2 protein-coding genes are annotated in these 26,928 nt (G+C 71.2%); both read right to left on the bottom strand.

The genetic code is table 11. The features are described 5' to 3' along the window. Positions 1-27: 27 nt before the first annotated feature. On the bottom strand, positions 28-11,829 hold the full coding sequence (locus OID54_RS33075) for an SDR family NAD(P)-dependent oxidoreductase (RefSeq protein ID WP_443055811.1): 11,802 nt from the start codon (positions 11,827-11,829) through the stop codon (positions 28-30). A gap of 40 nt (positions 11,830-11,869) precedes the next feature. Then, positions 11,870-26,926 (bottom strand): type I polyketide synthase, encoded by a 15,057-nt coding sequence (locus tag OID54_RS33070; RefSeq protein ID WP_329025624.1) that lies wholly within the window; start codon positions 26,924-26,926, stop codon positions 11,870-11,872. Positions 26,927-26,928: the final 2 nt, after the last annotated feature.

The raw sequence follows: 26,928 nt of genomic DNA, 5'->3' as shown, positions 1-26,928 counted from the left end.
CTGGGGCAGCGAAGATCGGTCCCGGGGTCATGTGAGTCCCAACTGCCGGTCGATGTAGTCGAAGACCTCGTCGTCGCTCGCCGACTCGATCCGGTCGGGGGCCAGGTCGTCCGCACCGCCCGCAACCGCGGTGGGGAGGGGCGATCCGCCTGGCTGCCAGCGTGACAACACCTCCTGCAGACGGGCGGCCAACTCGTCGCTGACACCGTCCGGAGGCATCGCGTCCAACAGTGCTTCCAGGCTGTCGAGTCCGGCCTTGACCGCCGTCTCGGGCGCCGGGCGTCCGGCGGCGGTACGGGCCGCAAGATGGGCTGCCAGCGCCTGCGGCGTGGGGTGGTCGAAGACGAGCGCCGCCGATAGCCGCAGCCCGGTCGCGGACACCAACCGGTTGCGCAGTTCGACCCCGGTGAGGGAGTCGAAGCCGATCTCCTTGAACGGACGGGCCGCCCGGATCAGGTCCGGGGAACTGTGTCCGAGCACCGCAGCCGCATTGCCACGTACCAGGTCGAGCAGGGTCCGGTACAGCTCGGCTTCGGGGAGCGCGGCGAGTTGCTGCGCCAGGGAGCGTGTCGGTGAAGCGGGGGCGGCGGATGTGGCGCGGGCCGGGCGGACCAGGCCGCGCAGTACGGCCGGCAGCCGATCGTTCGCGCGCAGTACGGACGGGTCGATCCGGGCCGCGAGTCGGTAGGCATGGGGAGAACTCAACGCCGCGTCGAACAGGGCGAGCCCTTCCGCCGAGGTCAGTGCACCTGACCTCGCGCCACGGCCGCCGGAGACCCCGGCGGTCATTGCACTGCGCTCCTCCCACAGGCCCCAGCCGATGGAAAGACCTGGCAGTCCCGCTGCCTGGCGTTCGACGGCGACGGCGTCGAGGACCGCGTTGGCAGCGGCGTAGTTCGCCTGCCCGGCTGCGCCGAACAGGGCGGCGCCCGAGGAGAACAGCACCAGGGCCGCAAGGTCCAGGTCCCGGGTCAGCTCGTGCAGGGCGAGCGCCGCGTCGGCCTTGGGCCGCAGGACGCGGTCGAGTTGGTCGGGCGTCAGACTGGTGATCGTGGCGTCGTCCAGAACACCGGCCGCATGAATGACACCGGTCAGCGGATGGGCGTCGGGGACTGCCACGAGCAGGGCGGCGAGCGCGGCGCGGTCGGCCACGTCACAGGCGGCAACCGCCACGGTGGCCCCGAGTTCCGTCAGCTCCTGCACCAGTTCCGGCATCCCGGCGGCGGAGCGGCCCCGGCGCCCGGCCAGCAGCAGATGCCGGGTGCCGTGTGCGACGACGAGGTGTCGGGCCAGTAGCCGTCCCAGCGTGCCGGTGGCCCCGGTGACCAGGACGGTGCCTTGCGGGTCGAGCGAAGCGGGGAGCAGCAGGACGTTCTTGCCGATGCCTCTGGCTTGGCTGAGCGACCGCAGTGCCGCCGGGGCTCGCCTGATGTCCCAACCGGTGACCGGAAGAGGGCGGAGCACACCCCGTTCGAACAGGTCCAGGACGTCGGCCAGCATCTCGCCGATGCGCTGCGGCCCGGCCTCCATCAGGTCGAAGGCCCGGTATCGCACACCGGGGTGCTGTCGGGCGATCACTTCCGGGTCACGGATGTCGGTCTTGCCCAGTTCTACGAACCGTCCGCCGTTCGGCAGCAGTCGTAGGCCGGCGTCGACGAACTCCCGCGCCAGACTGTCCAGGACGACGTCCACGCCCCGGCCGGCGGTGGCTGCGAGGAACCTCTCGGCGAAGTCGACGGTGCGGGTCGAAGCGATGTGCGCGTCGTCCAGTCCATTCGCATGCAGTACGTCCCATTTGGCGGGGCTGGCGGTGCCGAACACCTGCGCACCGGCGTGTTGCGCGAGTTGGACCGCCGCCATGCCGACACCTCCGGCCGCGGCGTGGATCAGCACGGACTCCCCGCGCCGCAGTCCGCCCAGGTCGAAGAGGCCGTAGTAGGCGGTGAGGAACACCACCGGCACGGACGCGGCGCGGGCGAAGGACCAGCCGGACGGTATCCGGGCGATGGTGCGGCGGTCGGCGACGGCGACCGGGCCGAAGGCACCCCCGAAGATCCCCAGCACGCGGTCTCCCGGCGCCAGGTCGTCCACGCCGGGGCCGACCTCGATGACGGTTCCGGCTCCCTCGCTGCCCAGTCCCTGTTGCTCGGGGTCCGGGTCCAGTCCGAGGGCGGCGATGACATCGTGGAAGTTCAGCCCGGCGGCGCGCACCGCGATCCGGACCTCGCCCTTGCCCAGTGGGGCCAGGGCGGTGGGAGCGGGAACGAGTGCTACGTCGTCCAGGGAGCCCGCGCCTTCGGTGGCGAGCCGCCAGGCGGTGTCGGTCGGCGGCAGGGGCAGCACTCCGTCGGACTGGCCGTTGCGGGCGAGGCGGGGCAGGAGCGCCTCTCCTGCCCGTACGGCCAGTTGTGGTTCGCCTCCGGCCAGTGCGGCGGGCAGTACGTCAGCCGCCGTGTCCACCCTGTCCAGGTCGATGAGTACGAAGCGGTCGGGGTGTTCGGCTTGAGCACTTCGCACCAGGCCCCACAGAGCTGCCTGGGCGGGGTCGACCGGACGGTCCGCCGGTCCAGTACGGACCGCGTCCTTGGTGAGCAGGGCCAATTTCGTCTCGACGAACCGTTCGTCGTCCAGCCATTGCTGGATCAGGGCGAGGCAGGTGTGCGCAGTGGCGTGGACCCGGTCGGATGTGTCGGAGAGGTCAGGGGTGAGAACCGTCGCCACGACCACGTCGGGGAGGGGGTTGCCTGACCCCGGGGCGTCCCCCAGCGTGTCGAGATCCCGCCAGGTGTCCACGCCGGGGACGGCACCGCTGAGCGCGGTCCAGGTCGGCACGGGGGAATCGACGGACGAGGTGGCCGGTGTCCAGTCGAGGTGGAACAGCAGATCGGCGTGAGCGGCGGCGGAGACCGGCCCGTCGGGGGCAGGGGGTCGCAGGACCAGGGACTCCACGGTGAGCACCTGCTGACCGGCCAGGTCATGGACGGAGAGGGTCACCGTGTCGGAGGCGTCAGCGGTGAGCCGTACGCGCAGTGTGGTGGCTCCGGTGGTCCTGCTGGTCACACCGGTCCAACTGAAGGGCAGCCGGGCCTGACCATCCTGGTCGGGCAGCAGTGCGGCGGTCTGGAGGGCGGCATCCAGAAGGGCGGGGTGCACGGCGCATCCGGCCGCGTCGGCGTGCTGCGGTTGCGGTAGCACCACCTCGGCGAAGACCTCGCCCCCGCGGAGCCACGCGGCGCGAATGCCGCGGAAGGCGGGGCCGTAGTGGTAGCCGGCTTCGGCGAAGCGTTCGTAGAGGTCGTCGGTGTCCACGGGCTCGGCACCGGCCGGTGGCCAGCTCAGCAGACCGGCCCCTGTTTCGACCCCGGGGAGTTGGGACGTCAGGGTGCCGGTGGCGTGCTCGGTCCATGGCCGGTCGTCGTCCTGTGTGGTGCGGGCGAACACGCTCAGGGCCCGGCGGCCGTCGCCGTCCGGCGCTCCGACGCGTACTTGGAGGAGAACGGCTCCCTCGGCCGGCAGTACGAGCGCCGATCGCAGGGTGAGTTCCTCCACCACCGGGCAGTCCGCTTCGCCGGCCGCGCGCAGCGCGAGTTCGAGGAAGGCGGTGCCGGGGAACAGTACGACTCCCGAGACCGCATGGTCGGCCAGCCAGGGATGGGTGCGTACTGACAACCGACCGCTGAGGAGCAGTTCACCGGAAGCCGCAACCTGCATCGCCGCACCGAGCAATGGGTGTCCGGTCGTGGCGAGCCCTGCGGAGGCCACATCCCAACTCGTGGTCGGAACGTCGAGCCAGTAGCGGTGGTGTTGGAAGGGGTAGGTGGGAAGCTCGACGTGTTGGGCGCCGGTCCCCGCGAACGCTCCGGACCAGTCCACCGAAAGACCGCTCTCCCACGCCTGCCCCACAGAGAGCAGGAGCCGTTCCAGACCGCCCTCACCCCGCCGCAGTGTCCCCAACACCACCGCATCCACCCCAGCAGCCTCCACCGACTCCCCCACAGCCACCGACAACACCGGATGCGGACTCGGCTCAATGAAGAACCGAAAACCCTCCTCCAACAACCCCCGCGTCGCCTGCTCAAACTCCACCGTCTGACGCAAATTCCGGTACCAATACTCCGCATCCAACGAAGCCGTATCCAACCAACCACCCGTCACCGTCGAAAAGAACGGCACCGAACCCGACACCGGAGCGATACCCGCCAGATCAGCAAGAATCTGCTCCCGCACCTCCTCCACATGCGCCGAATGCGACGCATAATCCACCTCGATCAAACGCGCCCGCACCCCCTCACGAACCAACCCCTCCACCAACTCCACCACCGCATCCACATCACCCGACACCACCGTCGACAACGGACCATTCACCGCCGCCACCGACAACCGACCACCCCACCCCACAAGACGACCCCGCACCACACCCACCGACAACGACACCGACGCCATACCACCCCGACCCGCCAACACCCCCACCGCACGACTCCGCAACACCACCACCCGCGCACCATCCTCCAACGACAAACCACCCGCCACACACGCAGCCGCAATCTCCCCCTGCGAATGACCCACCACCCCATCCACCACCACACCAAACGACCGCCACACCTCCGCCAACGACACCATCACCGCCCACAACACCGGCTGCACCACCTCCACCCCACCCAACAAACCACCCGAACGCAAAACCCCCGACAACGACCACCCCACCAACGACCCCAACACCCGCTCACACTCAGCCATCCGCGACGCAAACACCACCGACTCATCCAACAACACCCCAGCCATCCCCACCCACTGCGACCCCTGCCCCGGAAACACCAACACCGAACGACCAGACACCACCCCACCACCACACACCAACCCCGACGCCGGAACCCCCCGCGACAACGCCCCCAGACCAGCCAACAACTCACCACGATCTGCCCCCACCACCACCGCACGATGTCCCAGCACCGCACGTCCCGTGGCCAGTGAGAACGCCACATCGCCCGCGGATACCCCCGACTCGCCAGCGACCTCGCTCAACAGCGCTTTCGCCTGGTCCCGCAGGGCCTCAGGACTCCGGGCGGAGAGCAGCCATGGCAGGGCGGCGGGCGCACGCTCCGGCGTCGACGGTCGGTCGACCGGGGCCGCAGCGGGTGCCTGTTCCAGGATGACGTGTGCGTTGGTCCCGCTCACTCCGAAGGAGGACACTCCGGCCCGTCGTGGACGGCCCGTGTCATCCCATGCCCGGGCCTCCGTCAGCAACCGACCTGCCCCGGCCGACCAGTCCACATTCGGCGTGGGACCATCCACATGCAATGTCTTCGGCATCACCTGGTGCTGCAACGCCAGTACCGACTTGATCACACCGCCCACACCGGCAGCCGCCGAAGTGTGCCCGATATTCGACTTCAACGACCCGATCCACACCGGACGTTCCGCCGAACGGTCCTGGCCGTACGTCGCCAACAGCGCCTGCGCCTCGATCGGATCACCCAACGTCGTACCCGTACCGTGCGCCTCCACCACATCCACATCCGATGCCGCCAAACCCGCATCCGCCAGCGCCGCCCGGATCACCCGCTGCTGCGACGGACCATTCGGCGCCGTCAGACCGTTGCTCGCGCCGTCCTGATTCACCGCCGAACCACGCACCACCGCCAACACCGGATGCCCAAGACGCCGCGCATCCGACAACCGCTCCACCAGCAACATCCCCACGCCCTCGCCGAAGCCGGTGCCGTCCGCAGCCGCCGCGAAGGACTTGCAGCGACCGTCCGGCGCAAGACCGCCCTGTCGGCTGAACTCCACGAACAGTTCGGGGCTGCACATCACATTCACACCGCCGGCGAGCGCCATGGAGCACTCGCCCGACCGCAGCGCCCGCACCGCCAGATGCAGCGCCACCAACGACGACGAGCACGCCGTGTCCACGGTCAGCGCGGGCCCTTCAAGCCCGAAGACGTAGGCCAGCCGCCCGGAGACGATGCTTCCCGAATTTCCGGTGCCGAGGAATCCCTCGACCTCGTCGGGGATGCGAGGCAGCAGACGGGCCGCGTAGTCCTGCTGCATCAGGCCGACATACGTCCCGATGGGGGCACCGCGCAGGGTGGACGGGTCGATGGCCGCGCGCTCGAACAGCTCCCAGGTCGTCTCAAGGAGCAGCCGCTGCTGCGGATCCATCGCCAACGCCTCACGCGGCGAGATCCCGAAGAACTCGGCATCGAACTCGGCCGCATCGTAGAGGAATCCCCCGTTCCTAGTGATGGAGGTGCCGGCGTGGTCGGGGTTCGGATCAAAGAGTTCGTCCAGCCCCCAGCCCCGGTCCGTCGGGAACTCGGAGATGCCGTCGCGGCCCTCGGCCAGCATCCGCCACAGGTCCTCGGGCGAGCGGACACCACCGGGAAAGCGGCAGGCCACGGAGACGATCGCGATCTGATCGTCGTCGCCGCCCAGCTCTCTGCCGGCCGGAGCTGCGGGAACGACGGCGGAGTGCGACTGAGTGTCCGTCAGCCCGTCCCGCAGGAAGTCCGCCAGGGTCGTCGGTGTCGGGTAGTCGAACACCAGGCTCGCTGGAAGCCGTAAGCCGGTGGCGGCGTTCAGACGGTTCCGCAGTGCCACCGAGGCCAGCGAGTCAAAGCCGAGTTCGCGAAATGCCCGGCCGGCATCCAGGACGTCCGGGGACGCATGGCCGAGGACCGCCGCCGCGTGGGTCCGGACGAGCTCGACCAGCAGCCGCATCTGTCCGGCGGGGTCGAGGACCACGAGGCGCTGACGCAGGGCATTGTCGTCGACCGCCGCGTCCATGGCCGTCGCCGCTCGCCTCAGCGGTGTCCGTACGAGACCTCGCAGCAGCGGCGGCAACGTTCCGGCTGCCGCCGCGGACCGTAGGGCGATGATGTCCAGGCGGATCGGCACCAGGGCGGCCCTGTCCACGGTGAACGCGGTGTCGAACAGCGCGAGCCCCTGCTCGGTGGTGAGCGGCGGCATCCCTGAACGGGCGATGCGTCGTACTTCGGCCTCGTCCAGATGGCCGGTCAGGGTGCTGGGCTGCTCCCATAGGGTCCAGGCGAGGGACTGGCCGGCTCGTCCGGTGGCCCGGCGTTGCTCGGCGAGCGCGTCGAGGAAGGCATTGGCGGCGGCGTAGTTGGCCTGTCCGGGGCCGCCGAAGGTGCCTGCGGCCGAGGAGAAGAGGACGAAGGCCGCGAGGTCCAGATCGCGGGTCAACTCGTGCAGGTTGAGCGCCGCGTCGACCTTGGGGCGCAGGACGCAGTCCACCCGCTCGGGGGTGAGTGCCGTGACGACGCCGTCGTCGAGGTTGCCGGCGGTGTGGATCACTGCGGTCAGCGGGTGCTCGGGCGGCAGCTCCGCGAGCACGGCCGCGAGGGCGTCCCGGTCGGCGGCGTCGCAGGCGACGATCCTGACCTCGGCCCCCAGCTCGATGAGTTCGGTGCGTAGCTCCTCGGCTCCCGCGGCGGTCGGGCCGCTGCGGGAGAGCAGCAGTAGCTGCCGGACCCCGTGCCCGGCGACCAGACGACGGGCGACATGGGAGCCAAGCAGCCCGGTGCCTCCGGTGATGAGGACCGTGCCGGCAGGGTTCAGTGCTCGCACGGGTGCGACCGATCGCTCCGGCCCGCCCATCGCGACCCCCGCCAGCCGCGGAACGCGTACGTCCTCGCCGCGCACGGCCGACTGTGGTTCTCCCGAAGCGAGTGCCACGGCGACGCCGGCCGAGGTGCCGGGCTCATCGCCGGGGTCGATGTCGAGCAGTGCGAATCGCCCCGGGTGCTCGGACTGGGCCGAGCGGACCAGGCCCCAGACGGCGCTGTGCGCCAGGTTCCGGACGTCCGCCCCCGCGCTCACCGCGCCTTGGGTGCGGAAGACCAGACGGGAGCGGGTGAAGCGCTCGTCCGCGAGCCAGGTCTGCACATCTGCGAGGGCCTGGTGCACGGATGCACGGACCGCATCGGCCGTGTTGCCCGCGTCCTCATGCTCCGCGCAGTCCAGCAGTACCGTCTCGGGCACCGGAGTCCCGGCGTCGACCTCGGCGATCAGTGCATCCAGATCTGTGGTGAGGTGCACCGGCGCACCGGCCCCGGGCGAGCGTACGGATGTCCACTCGACCTCGAACAGGTCCCGATGGCGGCTGCCACGACCACCGCGGTCGGCGGCGAACCGGTCGACGACGGCGGGCCGGAGCACCAGCGAGTCCACCGTCGCCACGGCGCGGCCGGTCGGGTCGGCAATCTGGAGCGAGACCGCATCGGATCCCGCCGGGGTGAGCTTGACCCGTATCGCGCCGGCCCCCGTGGCGTGCAGGGTGACACCGTTCCAGGAGAACGGCAGCCGTCCGCCGGGGTGCTCGTCCGCACCGGCGGTGCCGGGTAGTCCGGTGGCGTGCAGGGCCGCGTCCAGCAGCGCCGGGTGGAGGGCGAAGCGGTCGGCGTCGGGTGCGGGTCCATCGGGCAGGACGGCTTCGGCGAAGACCTCGTCACCCCGCTGCCAGGCCGCCCGCAGACCCTGGAATCCGGGGCCGTAGGCGAATCCGCCCTCCGCGAAGAGCTCGTACAGCCCGTCGACAGCGATCGGTTCGGCGCCTGGTGGCGGCCAGAGCGTCAACTCGGTGTCCTCGGAGTCCAATGCGGCAGACCGTGCGCTCTCCTCGACCAGCACGCCCTCGGCGTGCCGGACCCACTCGCCGCTCTCCGCGCCCTCCTCGCCCCGAGTGTCCGGGCGGGAGTGCAGGCTCAGCGGGCGGCGCCCCTCCCTGTCGGGTGCGCCCACGGCCAAGCGCAGCATCGTCCCGCCGTGTTCGGTCAGCACCAGGGGTGCTGCCAGGGTGAACTCCTCGACCCGGGGGCAGCCGACGCGGGCTCCGGCTTGTAGGGCGAGTTCCAGGAAGGCGGTTCCCGGGAGCAGCACGCTGCCCTGGACTGCATGGTCGGCGAGCCACGGGTGGGTCGAGGTGGACAGTCGACCGGTGAGCAACAGCCCGTCGCTGTCGGCGAGCACCACGACCGCGCCCAACAGGGGATGGTCCGCGGGGGCGAGTCCCGCCGATGTCACATCGGCGACGGGCTCGGCGCCGTCCGCCAACCAGTACTGCTCCCGTTGGAACGCGTAGGTGGGCAGTTCCACCGGTCCGGGTCGGCGGCCGACGAAGACGGCGTCCCAGTCCAACGGCACTCCGCGGACATGCAGTTCTGCGAGCGACTCGGTGAACCTGCGCAGTCCGCCCTCGTCCCTGCGCAGCGAACCGACAGCTGTGGCGTCTGCGGCTGCGGCCTCGACGGTCTCCAGCACACCGACGGTGAGCACCGGGTGGGGGCTGCTCTCCAACAGCACCTGGTAGCCGTCCGCCAGCAGGGCCCTCGTCGCCTGTTCGAACTGGACGGTCCCGCGGAGGTTGCGGTACCAGTAGTCGGCGTCAAGGACGGATGTGTCGTCGAGCAGGCCACCGCTGACCGTGGAGTAGAACGGGATCTCGGACCGACGTGGGGTCAGCCCGGCCAGCCGTGTCAGCAGTTCCGCGTGAATGTCCTCGACGTGGATGCTGTGCGAGGCGTAGTCGACCGGAACCCGTCTGCTGCGTATCTGGCGGGACGTCGCCTGCCCGAGGAACTCCTCCAGCGCATCCGCATCCCCGGACACCACGGTGGACGCGGGGCCGTTCACCGCCGCGACGGACAGTCTGCCGTCCCACTCGGCGAGCCACTCGTCGACCTGTGCGGCGGGCAACGCCACGGAGGCCATCCCGCCGCGGCCGGACAGGGCCCGGATGGCCCGGCTGCGCAGCGCGACCACCCGCGCCGCATCGTCCAGCGAGAGGGCTCCCGCCACCGCGGCGGCGGCGATCTCTCCTTGCGAGTGGCCGACCACCGCGCCCGGGATGACACCGTAGGAGCGCCACAGCTCCGCGAGCGAGACCATCACCGCCCACAACACCGGCTGCACCACGTCCACCCGCTCCGGCGGGGGCGTGCCGGGGGCGCCGCGCAGGACGGCTTCCAACGACCAGTCGACGAACGGCGCGAGCGCACGCTCGCACTCCGCCAGGTGGGCGGCGAAGACCGGCGCGGAGTCCAGTAGTTCCACCGCCATCCCGGCCCACTGCGATCCCTGTCCTGGGAACACCAGCGCGACCTCGCCGCCCGATCCCGCGATGCCGCGCACCAGGCCGGGGACGGGGGTGTCCGCTGCCAGGGCGTCGAGGCCGCTGCGGAACTCGTCCAAGTCTGCGCCGATCAGGACGGCCCGGTGTTCGTGCGAGGCTCGGGCCGTCGCCAGGGCGTGCCCGATCTCCACCGGACCCGGCCGGTGGCAATCGTCCAGGTGTGCCAGGAGTCTTGCGGCCTGTGCGCGCAGCGCCTCGGCAGTGCGGCCGGAGAGCACCCAGGGCAGGACGGCTGGCCCGGCAACGGCAGTGGGAGGGGTCCCCTCCGCCGCACCGGCGATCTGCTCGGCCGGGTCGTCGGCCTGTTCCAGTACGACGTGCCCGTTGGTGCCGCTGACTCCGAACGACGACACGGCTGCCCTGCGCGGGCGACCGGTCTCCGGCCACGGAGTGCTCTCGGTGACCAGGCGTACCGCGCCCGCGGTCCAGTCGATCTGCGGCGATGGTTCATCAGCGTGCAGGGTCGGCGGGACCGTTCCGTGTCGCATGGCCAGTACGGCCTTGATGACGCCGCCGACGCCGGCTGCCGCCTGCGTGTGTCCGATGTTGGACTTCAGCGACCCCAGCAGCAGTGGGTGTCCGTCCGCCCTGCCCTGCCCGTAGGTGGCGAGCAGCGCCTGAGCCTCGATGGGGTCGCCCAACGGGGTGCCGGTGCCGTGCGCCTCCACCATGTCCACCTCGGCGGGGGTGAGACCGGCGTTCGCCAGCGCCTGACGGATCACCCGCTGCTGCGCGGGGCCGTTGGGGGCGGTGAGCCTGCTGCTCGCGCCGTCCTGGTTGACGGCGCTGCCGCGGATCAGGGCGAGCACCGGATGCCCGTGGCGGCGGGCGTCGGAGAGCCGCTCAAGCAGCAGCATCCCCACGCCCTCGCCCCAGCCGGTGCCGTCCGCGGATGCGGCGAAGGACTTGCAGCGGCCGTCCCTGGCCAGGCCGCCCTGCCGGCTCATCTCCACGAACGGGACGGGCGTCGACATCACCATGGCGCCCCCTGCAAGCGCCAGCGTGCAGTCGCCCTGCCGCAGCGCCTGCGCGGCGAGGTGGATCGCGACCAACGAGGACGAGCAGGCCGTGTCGACGCTCACTGCCGGGCCCTCGAGCCCGAACGTGTACGCGACCCGGCCCGAGGCGACGCTGTCGGAGCTGCCGCTGCCGATGTAGCCGGCCACGTCGTCGGGGACCTGGCGCAGCCGCACCGCGTAGTCCTGGTACATCACTCCCGCGAAGATGCCCGTCCTGCTGCCGCGCAGTGAGGCGGGGTCGATGCCGGCCCGCTCGAACGCCTCCCAGGTGGTCTCAAGGAGCAGCCGCTGCTGCGGGTCCATCGCCAGCGCCTCGCGCGGGGAGATACCGAAGAACCCGGGGTCGAACCGTTGCACGCCGTCGAGGAAGCCGCCCTGCACGGCATAGCTGGTGCCGTTGCGCAGCTGCTCCGGATCGTCCAGGTGGTCGAGGTCCCAGCCGCGGTCATCGGGGAAGCCTGTGATCGCGTCGGTGCCGGTGGTGACCAGCCGCCACAGGTCCTCCGGCGACTGGACCCCGCCCGGGTAGCGGCAGCTCATCGCGACGACCGCGATCGGTTCGCGGCCCGCGGCCTCTGCCTCGGTCAGGCGCTGCCGGGTCCGGTGGAGGTCCGCCGTCACGCGCTTGAGGTAGTCCCTCAGCCTGTCGTCGTTCACCATGTGCCTCGCCACCTTGGTTCGCATGCCTGGGTCGGCGTCATGACATGCCGAGTTCGTTGTCGATGAAGTCGAAGATCTCGTCGTCGGTCGCGCCGTCCATGCGCTCCTCGATCCCGTCGCCTTCCGCTTCGGCGCCGTCGGTCGCGCCTGCTGTCGGATCGAGGCGTCCCAGGAGTTCCTGGAGCCGGCCCGCCAACTGGTCGCGTGCCGCGCCGTCGCTGATGCCGCCTCCGATGGCGAGTTCCAACTGATCCAGTTCGGCGAGTCCCGGCACTGGGTCGGACCCGGGTTCGGGGACCATCTCGGCGGACAGGTGTCCGGCGATCGCGGCCGAGGTCGGATAGTCGAAGAGCAGGGTCGCCGGGAGTTGGAGTCCGGTGGCGGCGCGGAGTCGGTTCCGCAGCTCCACCGCGGTCAGCGAGTCGAAGCCGATCTCCAGCAGACCGCGTCCCGGCTCGACCGCGGCGGGCCCGCTGTGGCCGAGCACCATCGAGGCGTGGGAGCGGACGAGGTCGAGCAGCACCCGGTCGCGCTGTGCCCCGTTGAGCGATCCGAGCCGCTGCTTCAGCGCCCCTGCCTGGTCCGGTCCGGAGTCGGTGCCCCGGCCTGCCGTACCGCGCCGGGCTGCGGGGCGCACCAGGCCGCGCAGCAGCGCCGGAACCCCGCCGGTGGCGGCCTGGGCCCGCACCGCCGCCGTGTCCAGCCGCAGTGGGAGGACGACTGCCTCGTCCAACGTCCCGGCCGCGTCGAACAGCGCGAGCCCCTCCGCCGGGGTGAAGGCGACGATCCCGCCCCTGGCGATCCGTTGCAGGTCGGCCTTGGTGAGGCCGCCGGTCATTCCGGTCCGGTTCGCCCACAGTCCCCAGGCGAGGGAGCGACCGGCCAGACCGCGGGCCCGGCGCTGGTGGGCGAGTGCGTCAAGGAAGGCGTTGGCGGCGGCGTAGTTGCCCTGGCCCATGCCGCCGAAGACACCGGCGATGGACGAGAACAGGACGAACTCGGCGAGGTCCAGGTCGGCGGTCAGCTCGTGCAGATTGACCGCCGCGTCCACCTTGGGGTGCAGCACCACATCGAGTTGGTCGGGCGTCATGGTGGCGACCACGCCGTCGGCCAGGACTCCCGCGGCGTGCACCACTGCGGTCAGCGGGTGCTCGGAGGGGAGATCGGCCAGGAGGGCCGCGAGCGCATCGCGGTCGGCCGCGTCACAGACGGCGATCTCCGCCTCCGCGCCCAGCGCGGCGAGGTCGGCGAGGAGTTCCGCCGCCCCTTCGGCCTGGGGACCGCTGCGGCTGGTCAGCAGCAGATGCCTGACACCGTGTTCGGCGGCCAGATGACGGGCCACCTGCGCGCCGATGGCACCCGTACCGCCGGTGATCAGGACGGTTCCTCGCGCGTCCCAGCCGGGCTTGCGCTCGGTGGCGGACAGCGGCACTCGGGCCAGCCGGGCGATGTGCACCTCACCTGCCCTGATCGCGAGCTGGGGTTCCCCGGAGGCGAGGGCCTCGGCGAGCGCTGCGGGCGAGGCGTCGTGCGTGTCCAGGTCGAGCAGGACAAAGCGGTCGGGGTTCTCCGTCTGTGCCGAGCGGACCAGTCCCCACACCGCTGCCAGTGCCGGGTCAGGGGCGTCGTCTGCGACCACGGGGACCGCGCCCGAGGTCACCAGCACCAATCGGGAACCGGCGAGGCGCTCGTCCGCCAGCCAGTCGCGCAGCAGACCGAGGACGGCGCCGACGCCGCCGTGCACCGCTTCGCGAAGGTCTCCGGGGGGCTCGGTCGAAGCCGTGGCGGGCGGGCAGGCCGCCAGCACGAGTCGGGGTGGTGGTGTGCCCGCGTCGATCTGTCCCGCCAGTGTGGCGAGGTTCTGCACGGTCCGGCCCGGGGACGTCGGGGAATCGAACCACCAGGGCGTCCGGGTGCCGAGGACGGTCCAGGACTCCGGGCCGAGGCCGCTGCCCACCGCCGTCCCGGCGCGCTCGGGGAGAGCGTGCCACTCGGGACGGTACAGCTCCTCGTGGTGCCCGGTCCGCTCGGCCTTGAACTGATCGGCCGAGACCGGTCGGAGCACGAGGGACCGCGCCGAGGCCACCAGTTGTCCGGTGCTGTCGGTCGCCAGCACCGCGACGGCGTCGCGGCCGGACGGGGTCAGCCGCAGCCTGAGTTCAGACGCGCCCGAGGCGTGCAGCCGCACCCCGTTCCAGGAGAACGGGAGCCAGCCCTTGGCGGGACCTTGGAGCACGTCGAACACCAACGAGTGCAGTGCGGAGTCCAGGAGGGCCGGATGCAGGCCGAACCTGGCCGCGTCCGACTGCTGTTGCTGCGGCAGGCTCGCCGCTGCGAAGACCTCGTCGCCGAGCCGCCAGGCCGCCCGCAGCCCCTGGAACGCGGGGCCGTAGGCGAATCCGCCCTCCTCGAAGCGTTGGTAGAGCCCTTCCACATCGAGCGGGACGGCTCCGTCCGGCGGCCATTGCGCAAGGTCGGCAGGGTCGGCGGGATCGGGCTCGTCGCCGGGGGTCAGCAGACCGCTTGCGTGTCGGGTCCAGGGCGCGTCGGGTCCGGATTCATCCGACCTGGCGTGGACGCTCAGTGTGCGGGCGCCGGAGCCGTCGGGGGCTCCGACCGTGAGCTGGAGTGCGACCGCTCCGCTCGCGGGGAGCACCAACGGTGCCTCCAGGGTGAGTTCCTCGACCTGGCCGCAGCCGACCTCGTCGCCCGCGCGGACCGCGAGTTCCAGGAAGGCGGTGGCCGGGAACAGTACGCCTTCGAAGACCCCGTGGTCGGCCAGCCACGGGTGGCTGCGGATCGAGAGCCGGCCGGTGAACAGGAAGCCGTCGGAGTCGGCCAGTTCCGATCCGGCGCCGAGCAGGGGGTGGTCGGCCCTCAGCAGTCCGGCCGAGGGTAGATCGGCTGTGGCGGAGTTGCCCTCCAGCCAGTAGCTCTGGCGCTGGAAGGGGTAGGTCGGCAGTTCGGTGGAGTCGGCTCCGCTGTCGGAGTGGACGGACTTCCAGTCCACGGGGACGCCGTGGACGTGCAACCGGGCCAGGGCGGTGGTCGCCGTGGGGGCCTCGGGCCGGTCCTTGCGCAGCAGCGGCACCAGCGCGGCGCCGTCAGTGAGATCGGTGGGGCCGGTGAGATCAGCACCGCTCATCAGGCAGTCCTGGCCCATGCTGGTGAGCGCTCCGTCGGGTCCGAGTTCCAGGAACGCGGTGACGCCCTCGCGTTCCAGGTGGCGTACCCCGTCCTGGAAGCGCACCGTGCCGCGTACGTGTTCGACCCAGTAGTCCGGTGAGCCGAGTTGCTCGGCCGTGGCGGGCTCCCCGGTCAGGTCGGAGATGATCGGGACGGTGGCTTCGCCCATGTCGATCTCTGCCGCGACCTTGCGGAACTCGGCGAGCATCGGTTCCATCAGGGGTGAGTGGAAGGCGTGGCTAACCCTCAGTTGACGGGTCTTGCGCCCACGTGCGGCGAGTACGGCGGCGAGTTCGGCCACCGCCGTCCCGTCGCCGGAGATCACGGTCGAGGCCGGACCGTTGACGGCTGCCAGCCCGACGGCGCTCTCCCGGCCCTCCAGCAGCGGCAACACTTCCTCCTCCGGGGCTGCGAGGGCGAACATCGCGCCTCCGGCCGGCAGTGCCTGCATCAGCCGTCCTCTCGCGGCGACCAGGGCGGCGGCGTCGGGCAGCGAGAACACTCCGGCGACATGGGCTGCGGCCAACTCCCCCACCGAGTGGCCGAGGAGGTAGTCGGGACGCACACCCCAGTGCTCGACCAGTCGGAACAGCGCGACACCGAGAGCGAACAGGGCCGGCTGGGTGTACCCGGTGAGGTCCAGCAGGCCGTGGTCGGGATGGCCGGGGGCCGCGTCGATCACCTCGCGCAGCGGGCGGTCCAACAGGGGGTCGAGCTCCGCGCAGACCGCGTCGAAGGCGTCGGCGAAGACCGGGAAACGCGCATACAGCTCCGCGCCCATGCCGGATCGCTGGCTACCTTGACCGGGGAAGAGGAAGGCGGTCTTCCCGGCCACTCCGGTGTTGCCCTGCACCAGATCCGCGGCCGGCTCGGCCGAAGCGAGGGCGGTGAGCCCGTGCAGCAGGGTTTCCCGGTCCGTGCCGGTGACGGCGGCCCGGTACTCGAAGGCACTGCGGTTCAGCGCCAGCGAGTACCCGAGGTCGGCGGCGTCGAATTGCGGGTTCCGCTCCAGGTGGCGGAGCAGTTGGCCCGCCTGGTCCCGTAGGGCGTCCGCGCTCCGGGCGGACAGCAGCCACGGTAGGGCAGACGCCGGCTCGGCGGGCCCCGCGGCGGGCGCGAGGACCTTGCGGGGGGCGGCCAGGTCCGGGCCTGGGTCGGTGGGCTGTTCCAGGATGGTGTGGGCATTGGTGCCGCTGACGCCGAACGACGACACCGCGGCCCGCCGGGGGCGGCCGGTCTCCGGCCACGGGGTGTCCTCGGTGAGCAGCCGTACCGCGCCGGCCGACCAGTCCACGTAGGGGGTCGGCTCGTCGATGTGCAGGGTGCGGGGCAGCGCCCCGTGCCGCATCGCCTGCACCATCTTGATGATCCCGGCCACCCCGGCGGCGGCCTGACTGTGTCCGATGTTCGACTTCAACGACCCCAGCCACAACGGCCGGTCCGCCACGCGCTCCTGCCCGTAGGTGGCCAGCAGTGCCTGTGCCTCGATCGGATCGCCCAGCTTGGTCCCGGTGCCGTGCGCCTCCACCGCGTCCACATCGGACGCCGCCAGCCCCGCGTTGGCGAGCGCCGCCCGGATCACCCGTTGCTGTGAAGGCCCATTAGGTGCGGTCAGTCCGTTGCTGGCACCGTCCTGGTTGACCGCCGAGCCACGTACGAGGGCGAGCACCGGATGTCCGTTGCGCCGGGCGTCGGAGAGCCGTTCGAGGACCAGCAACCCTGCGCCCTCGGCCCACGAGGTGCCGTCGGCGGCGGCTGCGAAGGGCTTGCAGCGCCCGTTCTCGGCGAGGACCCGCTGCCTGCTGAACTCGACGAACGCCCCCGGCGTCGACATCACGGTCACTCCGCCGGCGAGTGCGAGCGAGCACTCCCCCGCCCGCAGCGACTGCGCCGCCAAGTGCACCGCGACCAGCGACGAGGAGCACGCCGTGTCCACGGTCACCGCGGGTCCTTCCAGACCGAGGCTGTAGGAGATCCGCCCGGACGCCACGCTGCCCGCACTGCCGATGCCGAGGTATCCCTCGAACTCCTCGGAGGGCTCGGTGACCCGCGATCCGTAATCGTGGTGGCTGCAGCCGACGAAGACGCCGCTCTGACTGCCCTTGAGCGACAGCGGGTCGATGCCTGCGCGCTCGAAAGCCTCCCAGGAGAGTTCGAGCAGCAGCCGCTGTTGGGGATCGATGGTCAGCGCTTCGCGCGGTGAGATCCCGAAGAAGGCCGGGTCGAAGCGGTCGGCCTCGTGCAGGAAGCCGCCCTCCTGCGCATAGGTGCTGCCGACCTGCTCGGGGTCGGGGTCGTAGAGGCCCTCCAGGTCCCAGCCGCGTCCGGTGGGGAAGCCGGAGATCGCGTCCTGTCCGGTGGCGATCAGTTCCCACAGTTCTTCGGGAGTGCTGATGCCACCGGGGTAGCGGCAGCTCATCGCGACCACGGCGATTGCGTCGTCGTCCACGACGGCGGCCGTCACCGGTGGCTGTTCCGGGGCGGAGTCCGTCGCAGCGACGGAGGCTCCCAGCAGTTCGGTGCGGAGATGGCCGGCCAGCACCGTCGCGGTGGGATAGTCGAAGGCCAGGGTCACGGACAGCCGTAGCCCGGTGGCCTCGGCGAGCCTGTTGCGCAGCTCGACGGCGGTCAGCGAGTCGAACCCGATGTCCTTGAACACCTGGTCGGGTTCGACCGATTCGGGTCCCGCGTGGCCGAGCACCGCGGCGACTTCGACCCGGACCAGTTCCAGCAGCGCCCGGTCCCGTTCTGCCGGGGGCAGCCCGGCCAACCGCAGGGCCGGCGGCTCCGCGCCGCCTGTGTCGCGGGCCGGTCGTGCTGCCGCGAGCACCTCCCGCACTTCCGGCAGGTCCCCGATGGCTGCGCTGGGCCGGAGCGCGGTGAACGCCCGGGTGAAGCGGTCCCAGGCGAAGTCCGCGATCAGCACCGCCGTGTCGTCGTGGTCGAGTGCCTGCTGGAGTGCGGCCGTCGCCAGTTCGGGGTCCATGGCCGGGAGGCCGTTGCGGACCAGACGTTCGGCGACCGCTCCCGAGGCGAGGCTCTCGCCGCCCCAGAGGCCCCAGGCCACCGAAGTGCCCGGCAGACCGAGGTCGCGGCGCCGCCGGGCCAGGGCGTCCAGGTAGGCGTTGGCGGCGGCGTAGCTCCCCTGTCCGGTGCCACCGAGCGTCCCGGCCAGCGAGGAGAACAGTACGAAGGCGCTCAGGTCGAGTTCACGGGTGAGGGCGTCGAGATTGTGGGCGCCATCCAGTTTGGGTCGCAGGACTCCGGCCGCGCGCTCGGGCGTGATCGAGTCGATCACTCCGTCGTCCAGGACTCCCGCGGCGTGCAGTACGGCGCGCAGCGGGCGTTCGGCCGGGATGCCGGCGAGCAGTTCCGCCAGTTGGTCCCGGTCCGCGACATCACAGGCCGCAACGGTGGCCTCGGCCCCGAGTTCGCGCAGTTCGGCCAGCAGTGCGTCCGCTCCGGGTGTCAGGGTGCCTCGACGGCTCGTCAGCAGCAGGTGAGCGGTGCCGGTGCGGGCGAGCCGTCGGGCGATCTGAGCGCCGAGGCCGCCGGTTCCACCGGTGATCAGGACCGTGCCTTCGGGCGTCCAGCCGCGGACCGGGGGCGTGTCGCCGAGCCCGGCGTGGACGAGCCTGCGGCCGAAGACGCCGGAGGCCCGTACCGCCAACTGGTCTTCTCCGTCGAGACCTGCCAGCGCCTCGGCCAGTCGGGCTCCGGCCCGGTCGTCGAGCCGCTGCGGAAGGTCCACCAGTCCCGCCCAGCGCTGCGGGTACTCGACTCCGGCGACTCCGCCGAGGCCCCAGACCAGCGCCTGGAGCGTGCTGTCGATCCGGTCGGAGCGGCCGACCGACACAGCGCCCTTGGTGGCGCACCAGAGCGGGGAGTCGGCGCCGAGGTCGCCCAGTGCCTGGAGCAGCGCGACCGTCAGCGCAAGGCCGAGCGGAAGCGCTGAATCCGTGCTGTGGGGTTCCTCGGCCAGGGCGAGCAGGGACACCACGCCGGCAGGTGCCTCGCCGGTCCGGCCCTGGACATCGTGCAACAGCTCACCGAACACGGCCCGGTCGACTGTGTCCGGGCCCGCCTCGATCAGGACGGGTGCGGCCCCGTGCGCGCGCAGGGAGTCGAGGACGAAGGTGACGGTCGGGTCGGCGGCCGTGCCGGTCGGCGCCACGACCAGCCAGGTTCCGCGGAGCCCGGGCTGCCCGGGCGTCGGCAGGGGCTTCCAGGCGACCCGGTAGCGCCAGCCGTCGGCGGTCGTGCTGCCGCGCCGTCCGCGCAGCCAGTCCGACAGGGTGGGGACGAGGGAGGCGAGGGAGGCCCGTAGTTCACCGTCTTCGACGCTCAGGGTGGTGGCGAGGGCGTCCAGGTCACCGTGGTCCACCGCTTCCCAGAACCCGGCGTCGGCCGTGTCGGCACGGGTCACGAGATCGGCGGGCCGGTCCGGGGTGCTGGTGTCCAGCCAGTACTGCTGCCGCTGGAAGGCGTAGGTGGGCAGGGGGCGCTTCCGTGCACCGGATCCGGCGAAGACCGTCTCCCAGTCCACTGGGAGGCCATGCACCTGTAGTTCTGCCAGCGCGGCGAGGAAGCGGGCGGGGCCGCCTTCGTCGCGGCGCAGGGTCCCGACGACGGCTCCGTCACCGACCTCGGCCGCCTCGACGGCCTGTTGGAGCCAGACCGTGAGCGCGGGGTGGGTGCTGCACTCGACGAAGGTGTGGTGCCCGTCGGCGATCAGTGCGCCGATCGCCCGCTCGAACTCCACGGGCCGGCGCAGATTGCGGTACCAGTACTCGGTGTCCAGTGCTGCGGTGTCCAGCAGCCCACCGCTGACCGTGGAGTAGAACGGGACGTCGGACGTCCGCGGTTCGATCCCGGCGAGCAGGGTGAGCAGTTCCTGCTGGATCTCCTCCACCTGTGTCGAGTGGCCGGCGAAGTCCACGCCGGGGACGGGCCAGGTCAGCACGCCCACCTCGGAGTACTGATCGCCCAGCTCGGCCAGCGCCGCCGGGTCACCGGAGACCGTCACCGAGGTCGACCCGTTGACGGCGGCGAAGTCGAGTGCCCCGTCCCAGGCTGCGAGCACTTCCCGTACCGCCTCTGCCGGCTGTGGCACGAACAGCATGCCGCCGCGTCCGGTCAGGGCGAGCAGGGCCCGGCTGCGGAGGGCTACGATCCGCGCGGCGTCGTCCAGCGAGAGGGCTCCGGCCACGCAGGCGGCGGCGATCTCCCCCTGCGAGTGACCCACGACGGCGTCGGGGACGACCCCGTGGGAACGCCATAGCTCGGCCAGGGACACCATCACGGCGAACAGCACCGGCTGGACCACGTCCACCCGGTCCAGCGGGGGCGCGCCGGGCTCATCCCTGAGAACGGCGAGCAGCGACCAGTCGAGGTGAGGGGAGAGTGCGCGTTCGCAGGCGGCGATCCGTTCCGCGAAGACGGGGGCGACATTGAGCAGTTCCTGTGCCATGCCGGTCCACTGGGAGCCCTGGCCGGGAAAGACGAAGACGGTTCTGGTGGACCGGGCGACGGTGCCGCTGACCAGGCCGGGGTCCCGTTCTCCGGTGGCCAGTGCCGCGAGTCCGCGCAGCAGGGTGGCGCGGTCGTCGCCGATGACGACGGCGCGATGCTCGAACGCGGTTCGGGTGGTCGCCAGGGAGTAGCCGACATCGGCCGGAGAGATCTCCGAACGCTCCGTCAGATGCTCGTGCAGCCGAGCGGCCTGGACCTTCAGGGCGTCGGGGGTACGCCCGGACAGTACCCATGGGACGGTGGCCGGCGCGACGGACGTGTCCGATTCGGCAGACTCACTGGATTCAACGGACTCGGCAGACTCGGCGGGTACGGCGGGCGGCTGCTCGATGATGACGTGGGCGTTGGTGCCGCTGAGCCCGAACGAGGAGACCCCGGCCCGGCGTGGACGTCCGGTTTCCGGCCAGGCGGTGGCCTCGGTCAGCAACGAGACGGAGCCGGCGGTCCAGTCGACGTTCGGGGACGGTTGGTCGATGTGCAGGGTCTGTGGCAGCAGCCCCTGGTCCATCGCCAGCACCATCTTCATGACACCGGCGACACCGGCGGCGGCCTGGGTGTGGCCGATGTTGGACTTCAGCGACCCCAGCCACAACGGCCGGCCCTCCGGCCGGCCCTGGCCATAGGTGGCGAGCACGGCATCGGCCTCGATCGGGTCGCCCAGTCGGGTGCCGGTGCCGTGCGCCTCGACCACGTCCACGTCGGCGGCCGTCAGCCGCGCGTTCGCCAGCGCACCGCGGATCACCCGCTGTTGGGCCAGTCCGCTCGGCGCTGTCAGGCCGTTGCTCGCACCGTCCTGGTTGATCGCCGAGCCGCGCAGCACCGCCAGTACGGGATGCCCGTTGCGGCGGGCGTCGGAGAGCCGCTCCAGCACCAGCACACCGACGCCTTCGGCCATGCCGAAGCCGTCCGCGGATGCGGCGAAGGACTTGCAGCGCCCGTCCTCGGCCAGCCCGCGCTGCCGGCTGAAGCCGGTGAACGACAAAGGTGTGCCCATCACCGTCGCGCCGCCGGCCAGCGCCAGTGCGCACTCTCCCGAGCGCAGGGACTGGGCCGCGAGGTGTACGGCGACCAGTGATGAGGAGCATGCCGTGTCCACGGTCACCGCAGGCCCCTGCAGACCCAGTTGGTAGGCGACCCGCCCGGACAGGACGCTGGTCGAGATGCCGGCGATGAACAGGCCCTCCAGCGCCTCTGGAACATCCCGCAGGGTGCCGCCGTAACCCTGGTAGGACGCGCCCGCGAAGATCCCGGTGGTGGTGCCGTGCAGGGACCCGGGGTCGATGCCGGCGCGCTCGATCGCCTCCCAACTCGTCTCAAGGAGCAGCCGCTGCTGTGGGTCCATCGCCAGCGCCTCACGCGGCGAGATCCCGAAGAACCCTGCGTCGAACAGGCCGGCGTCGTGGACGAATCCGCCCGCGGCGGCATAGCTCTTGCCGGGCCGGTCGGGATCCGCGTCGTAGAGGCCGTCCAGATCCCAACCTCGGTCGGACGGCAGTTCGGAGACCGCGTCACGACCGTCGGCGACCAGGCTCCACAGCTCCTCAGGGGTGCGCACACCGCCGGGGTAGCGGCAGCTCATGGACACGATCACGATCGGGTCGTCGTCGGCGGCGGCCAGGTCCTGCGGGGGCGGTATGGCGGCAGCGGGCTGGTCGACGGCCCCCAGCAGCGCGGTCTCCAGGTGCCGCGCCAGTGCGGAGGCCGAGGAGTAGTCGAAGACCACGGTGACCGGGAGTCGCAGCCCGGTGGCGGTGTTGAGCCGGTTGCGCATGTCCACGGCCGTCAGCGAGTCGAAGCCGAGGTCGCGAAAGGCACGACCCGGAGCGACCGCGTCTGCCGAGTCGTGGCCGAGGACGGCGGCTGCCTGGGTGCGGACCAGGTCGACGAGCACCCGAGCTCGCTCGGCCGTCGGGAGCGGGCGCAACCGATCGCGCAGTTCCGATGACGTGCCGGCGGTTGCATCGGGGCCGGCGGCCGGTTCGGCGGCCAGAGCCCTGCGCACCTCGGGGAGCTCGGCGATCAGGGGGCTGGGGCGTGCGGAGGTGAACACCGCGGCGAAGCGGTCCCAGTCGATGTCGGCGACCAGGACAACCGTCTCGTCGTGGTCCAACACTTGCTGGAGCCCGGTGATCGCCACTGCGGGCGGCATGAACAGGACTCCGTGACCGCGCAGGGTCTCTTCCACGAGTTCGGCCGCCATTCCGGCACCGTCCTCGGGGTTCCAGATCCCCCACACCACGGAGGTTGCCGCCAGGCCACGGCTCCTGCGGTTCTCGGCGAGGCCGTCGAGATAGGCGTTCGCGGCGGCGTAGGCGCCGTGGTCGGCGCTGCCCCACACTCCGGAGATGGACGAGAACAGTACGAATGCGTCGAGCGAGTCCCGATCGAACAGCAGGTCCAGGTTGCTGGCGCCGCCGACCTTGGCATAGAGGGTGTCGGCGAACTCGTCGAGGTCGGTCGTGGGCAGCGGCACCAGCAGCCCGGCCCCTGCGGCGTGGAAGACGGTGCTGATGCGATGGCCGTCCCGCTCCAGGCCGTCCTTCAGGGCGCGCAGGGCGTCCAGGTCGGCAACGTCGCAGGAGACCACGGTGACCTGGGCGCCGAGTGCCGCCAACTCCTCGGACAGCTCCGGCGCACCGGGCGCGTCCGCGCCGCGTCGGCTGACCAGCACCAGGTGCTCGGCTCCGCGTCGGGCCAGCCAGCGCGCGATCTGCGCGCCGATCCCGCCGGTGCCACCGGTGATCAGTACGCTGCCTCCCGGCCGCCAGGCCCGACGTGGAGCCGCGTCGCCCAGGGCGGACCTGACCAGACGTCGGCCGTGGCAGGCGGTGGCCCGTACGGCTATCTGGTCCTCGGCCTCGGCGCTGTTGGCCAGCACACGGCACAGGCGCGCCGCGGTGTCAGCGTCGAGGGTCTCCGGGAGGTCGACCAGGCCGCCCCAGCGCTGCGGGTACTCCAGCGCGGCCACTCGGCCGAGGCCCCAGAGCAGGTTCTGCGCGGCGCTGACCGGGCTGTCGGCGTCGGCGACTCCGACCGACACCGCACCCCGGGTCGCCCACCACAGGGGCGCGTCGACACCGGCGTCTCCGAGGGACTGCACCAGCGCCAGGTTCAGCGCCGTGCCCAACGGGACGGTGGAGTGCACGGAGTGGGCGTGCTCGTCGAGTCCGAGCAGCGATAGCACCCCGGTGACCGGGTCGGGCAGTCGGGCCAGGGCTTCGCGGATCCGATCGGTCAGCACCGCGCGCTCGGCGTCCGCCTCGGTGAGCGGTATCTGCACCACCGTGGCGCCGGCCTGCTCAAGGGCGTGTACGGTCTCGGCCGACCGAAGTGCCTGGTGCGCGGGCTGCCCGGCCGACGACAGGACGAGCCAACTGCCGGTCAGTTCGGTCGCGGGGCCCTCGGGCAGGGCACGCCAGGTCACTCGGTAGCGCCAGGAGTCCACCGCTGAGCGCTCCCCGCGCTCGGTGCGCCACGTCGTGAGCGCCGGGAGGACCACGTTCAGCGGATCTTCGGGGGTCACTCCGAGCGCTGCGGTGAATCGGTCGAGGTCGCCGCCGCCGAGGGCCTGCCAGAAGTCCTCCTCCGCGGAGGACTGTCCGAGGCTGTTGTCCGTGGCCGTGCCGGTGTCCTCCAGCCAGTACGGGCGACGCTGGAAGGGGTAGGTCGGCAGGGACACACCGTCCGATGTGTGTCCGGCGAACACCAGGTCCCAATCGGGGGACAGGCCGCTCGCATGGGCTTCGCCCAGCGACAGCAGAAAGCGGTCGAGGCCGCCCTCTCCTCGCCGCAGTGTCCCCAGTGCCACCGCCGGGCCCTGTGCGGAGTCGGCGATGGCAGCCGCGTCGGCGGTCTCCTGGATGCTGAAGCCGAGTACGGGGTGCGGGCTGGGTTCGATGAAGAACCGGAAACCCTCCTCCAACAACCCCCGCGTCGCCTGCTCGAACTCCACCGTCTGACGCAAATTGCGGTACCAGTACTCCGCATCCAACGAAGCCGTATCCAACCAACGACCCGTCACCGTCGAAAAGAACGGCACCGAACCCGACACCGGAGCGATACCCGCCAGATCAGTGAGGATCTGCTCCCGCACCTCCTCCACATGCGCCGAATGCGAGGCGTAATCCACCTCGATCAAACGCGCCCGCACCCCCTCACGAACCAACCCCTCCACCAACTCCACCACCGCATCCACATCACCCGACACCACCGTCGACAACGGACCATTCACCGCCGCCACCGACAACCGACCACCCCACCCCACAAGACGACCCCGCACCACACCCACCGACAACGACACCGACGCCATACCACCCCGACCCGCCAACACCCCCACCGCACGACTCCGCAACACCACCACCCGCGCACCATCCTCCAACGACAAACCACCCGCCACACACGCAGCCGCAATCTCCCCCTGCGAATGACCCACCACCCCATCCACCACCACACCAAACGACCGCCACACCTCCGCCAACGACACCATCACCGCCCACAACACCGGCTGCACCACCTCCACCCCACCCAACGAACCACCCGAACGCAAAACCCCCGACAACGACCACCCCACCAACGACCCCAACACCCGCTCACACTCAGCCATCCGCGACGCAAACACCACCGACTCATCCAACAACACCCCAGCCATCCCCACCCACTGCGACCCCTGCCCCGGAAACACCAACACCGAACGACCAGAAGACAACCCACCACCACACACCAACCCCGACGCCGAACCACCAGCAGCCAGAGCCCTCACCCCATCAAGCATCCGATCCACGTCATCCCCCACCACCACCGCCCGACGCTCAAAAGCCGAACGCGTAGTAGCCAAAGCACAGCCAACCTCCCCCAAACCCAACCCAGAACCGGCACCCAAATACCCCAACAACCGCACCGCCTGATCCCGCAAAGCCTCATCGGAACGCCCCGACAACACCCAGGGCAGGGAACCGCCTTGCTGTACCGGGGTGATCGGGGGCTCGGCCTCCTCGGTCGGGACCTCTTCAAGGATCAGATGCGCATTGGTGCCACTGACGCCGAAGGCGGACACACCCGCCCGGCGCGGACGGCCCGTGTCGTCCCAGGGGCGGGCCTCGGAGAGCAGTTCCACGGCCCCCGTCGACCAGCTCACCATCGGCGTCGGTACCTCTGCGTGCAGGGTCCGGGGCAGTTCGCCGTGCTGGATCGCCAACACCATCTTGATCACACCGCCGACCCCGGCAGCCGCCGAGGTATGGCCGATGTTCGACTTCAACGATCCCAGCCACAGCGGAGGTTGGCCCGTACGTCCCTGGCCGTAGGTCGCCAACAGCGCCTGTGCTTCGATCGGATCACCCAACGTCGTACCCGTACCGTGCGCCTCCACCACATCCACATCCGACGCCACCAAACCCGCATCCGCCAACGCCGCCCGGATCACCCGCTGCTGCGACGGACCATTCGGCGCCGTCAGACCGTTGCTCGCGCCGTCCTGATTCGTTGCGGAACCACGCACCACCGCAAGCACCCGGTGGCCGTTGCGACGAGCGTCCGACAGCCGCTCCATTAGCAGCACTCCGACGCCCTCGGACCAACCGGTGCCATCCGCGTCGGCACCGAACGCTTTGCAGCGACCGTCAGCCGCCAGCGCACGCTGGCGGCTGAACGCCACGAACGCGTCGGGGGTCGCCATCACCGAGACTCCGCCGGCCAGTGCCAGTGAGCAGTCGCCAGCCCGCAGGGCCCGGATCGCCAGGTGCAAGGCGACCAGAGAGGAGGAGCAGGCGGTGTCCACGGTCACCGCGGGCCCTTCTAGGCCCAGGGTGTAGGCGATCCGTCCGGAGACCACGCTGCTCGCGGTCCCCGTGTCCAGCAGGCCCTGAACCTCGGGAAGGTGACGGGAGCCCGCGCCGTACCCATTGCCGATGGCCCCGAGGAAGACCCCGGTGCTGGTGCGACGCAGGGCGCGGGGATCCATCGCCGCCCGCTCCACCGCCTCCCAGGCGGTCTCCAGCACCAGCCGCTGCTGCGGGTCGATCGCCAACGCCTCACGCGGCGAGATCCCGAAGAACTCCGCGTCGAACTCGGCGGCCTCGTGCAGGAAGCCGCCGTGCCGGGTGTAGGAGGTGCCGGGGCGGTCGGGGTCCGGGTCGTACAGCGCCTCGACGTCCCAACCACGGTTGACCGGCCACTCGGAGACCGCGTCGGCGCCACGGGACACCAGGTCCCACAACAACTCGGGCGAGGTGGCCCCGCCGGGATAGCGGCAGGCCATGGAGACGATCGCGATCGGTTCGTGCCGGGCCTGCTCGGCCTCCCGCAACTGCCTCCTGGCGTCACCGAGGTCCGCGGTGGCGCGCCTGAGGTAGTCGAGCAGCTTCTTGTCGTCGGACATCA

The sequence above is a fragment of the Streptomyces sp. NBC_00690 genome, assembly GCF_036226685.1.
Lineage (GTDB): Bacteria > Actinomycetota > Actinomycetes > Streptomycetales > Streptomycetaceae > Streptomyces.
Note: the sequence above shows the minus strand (reverse complement) of the source record. Positions and strands in the feature narration are given on the sequence as shown.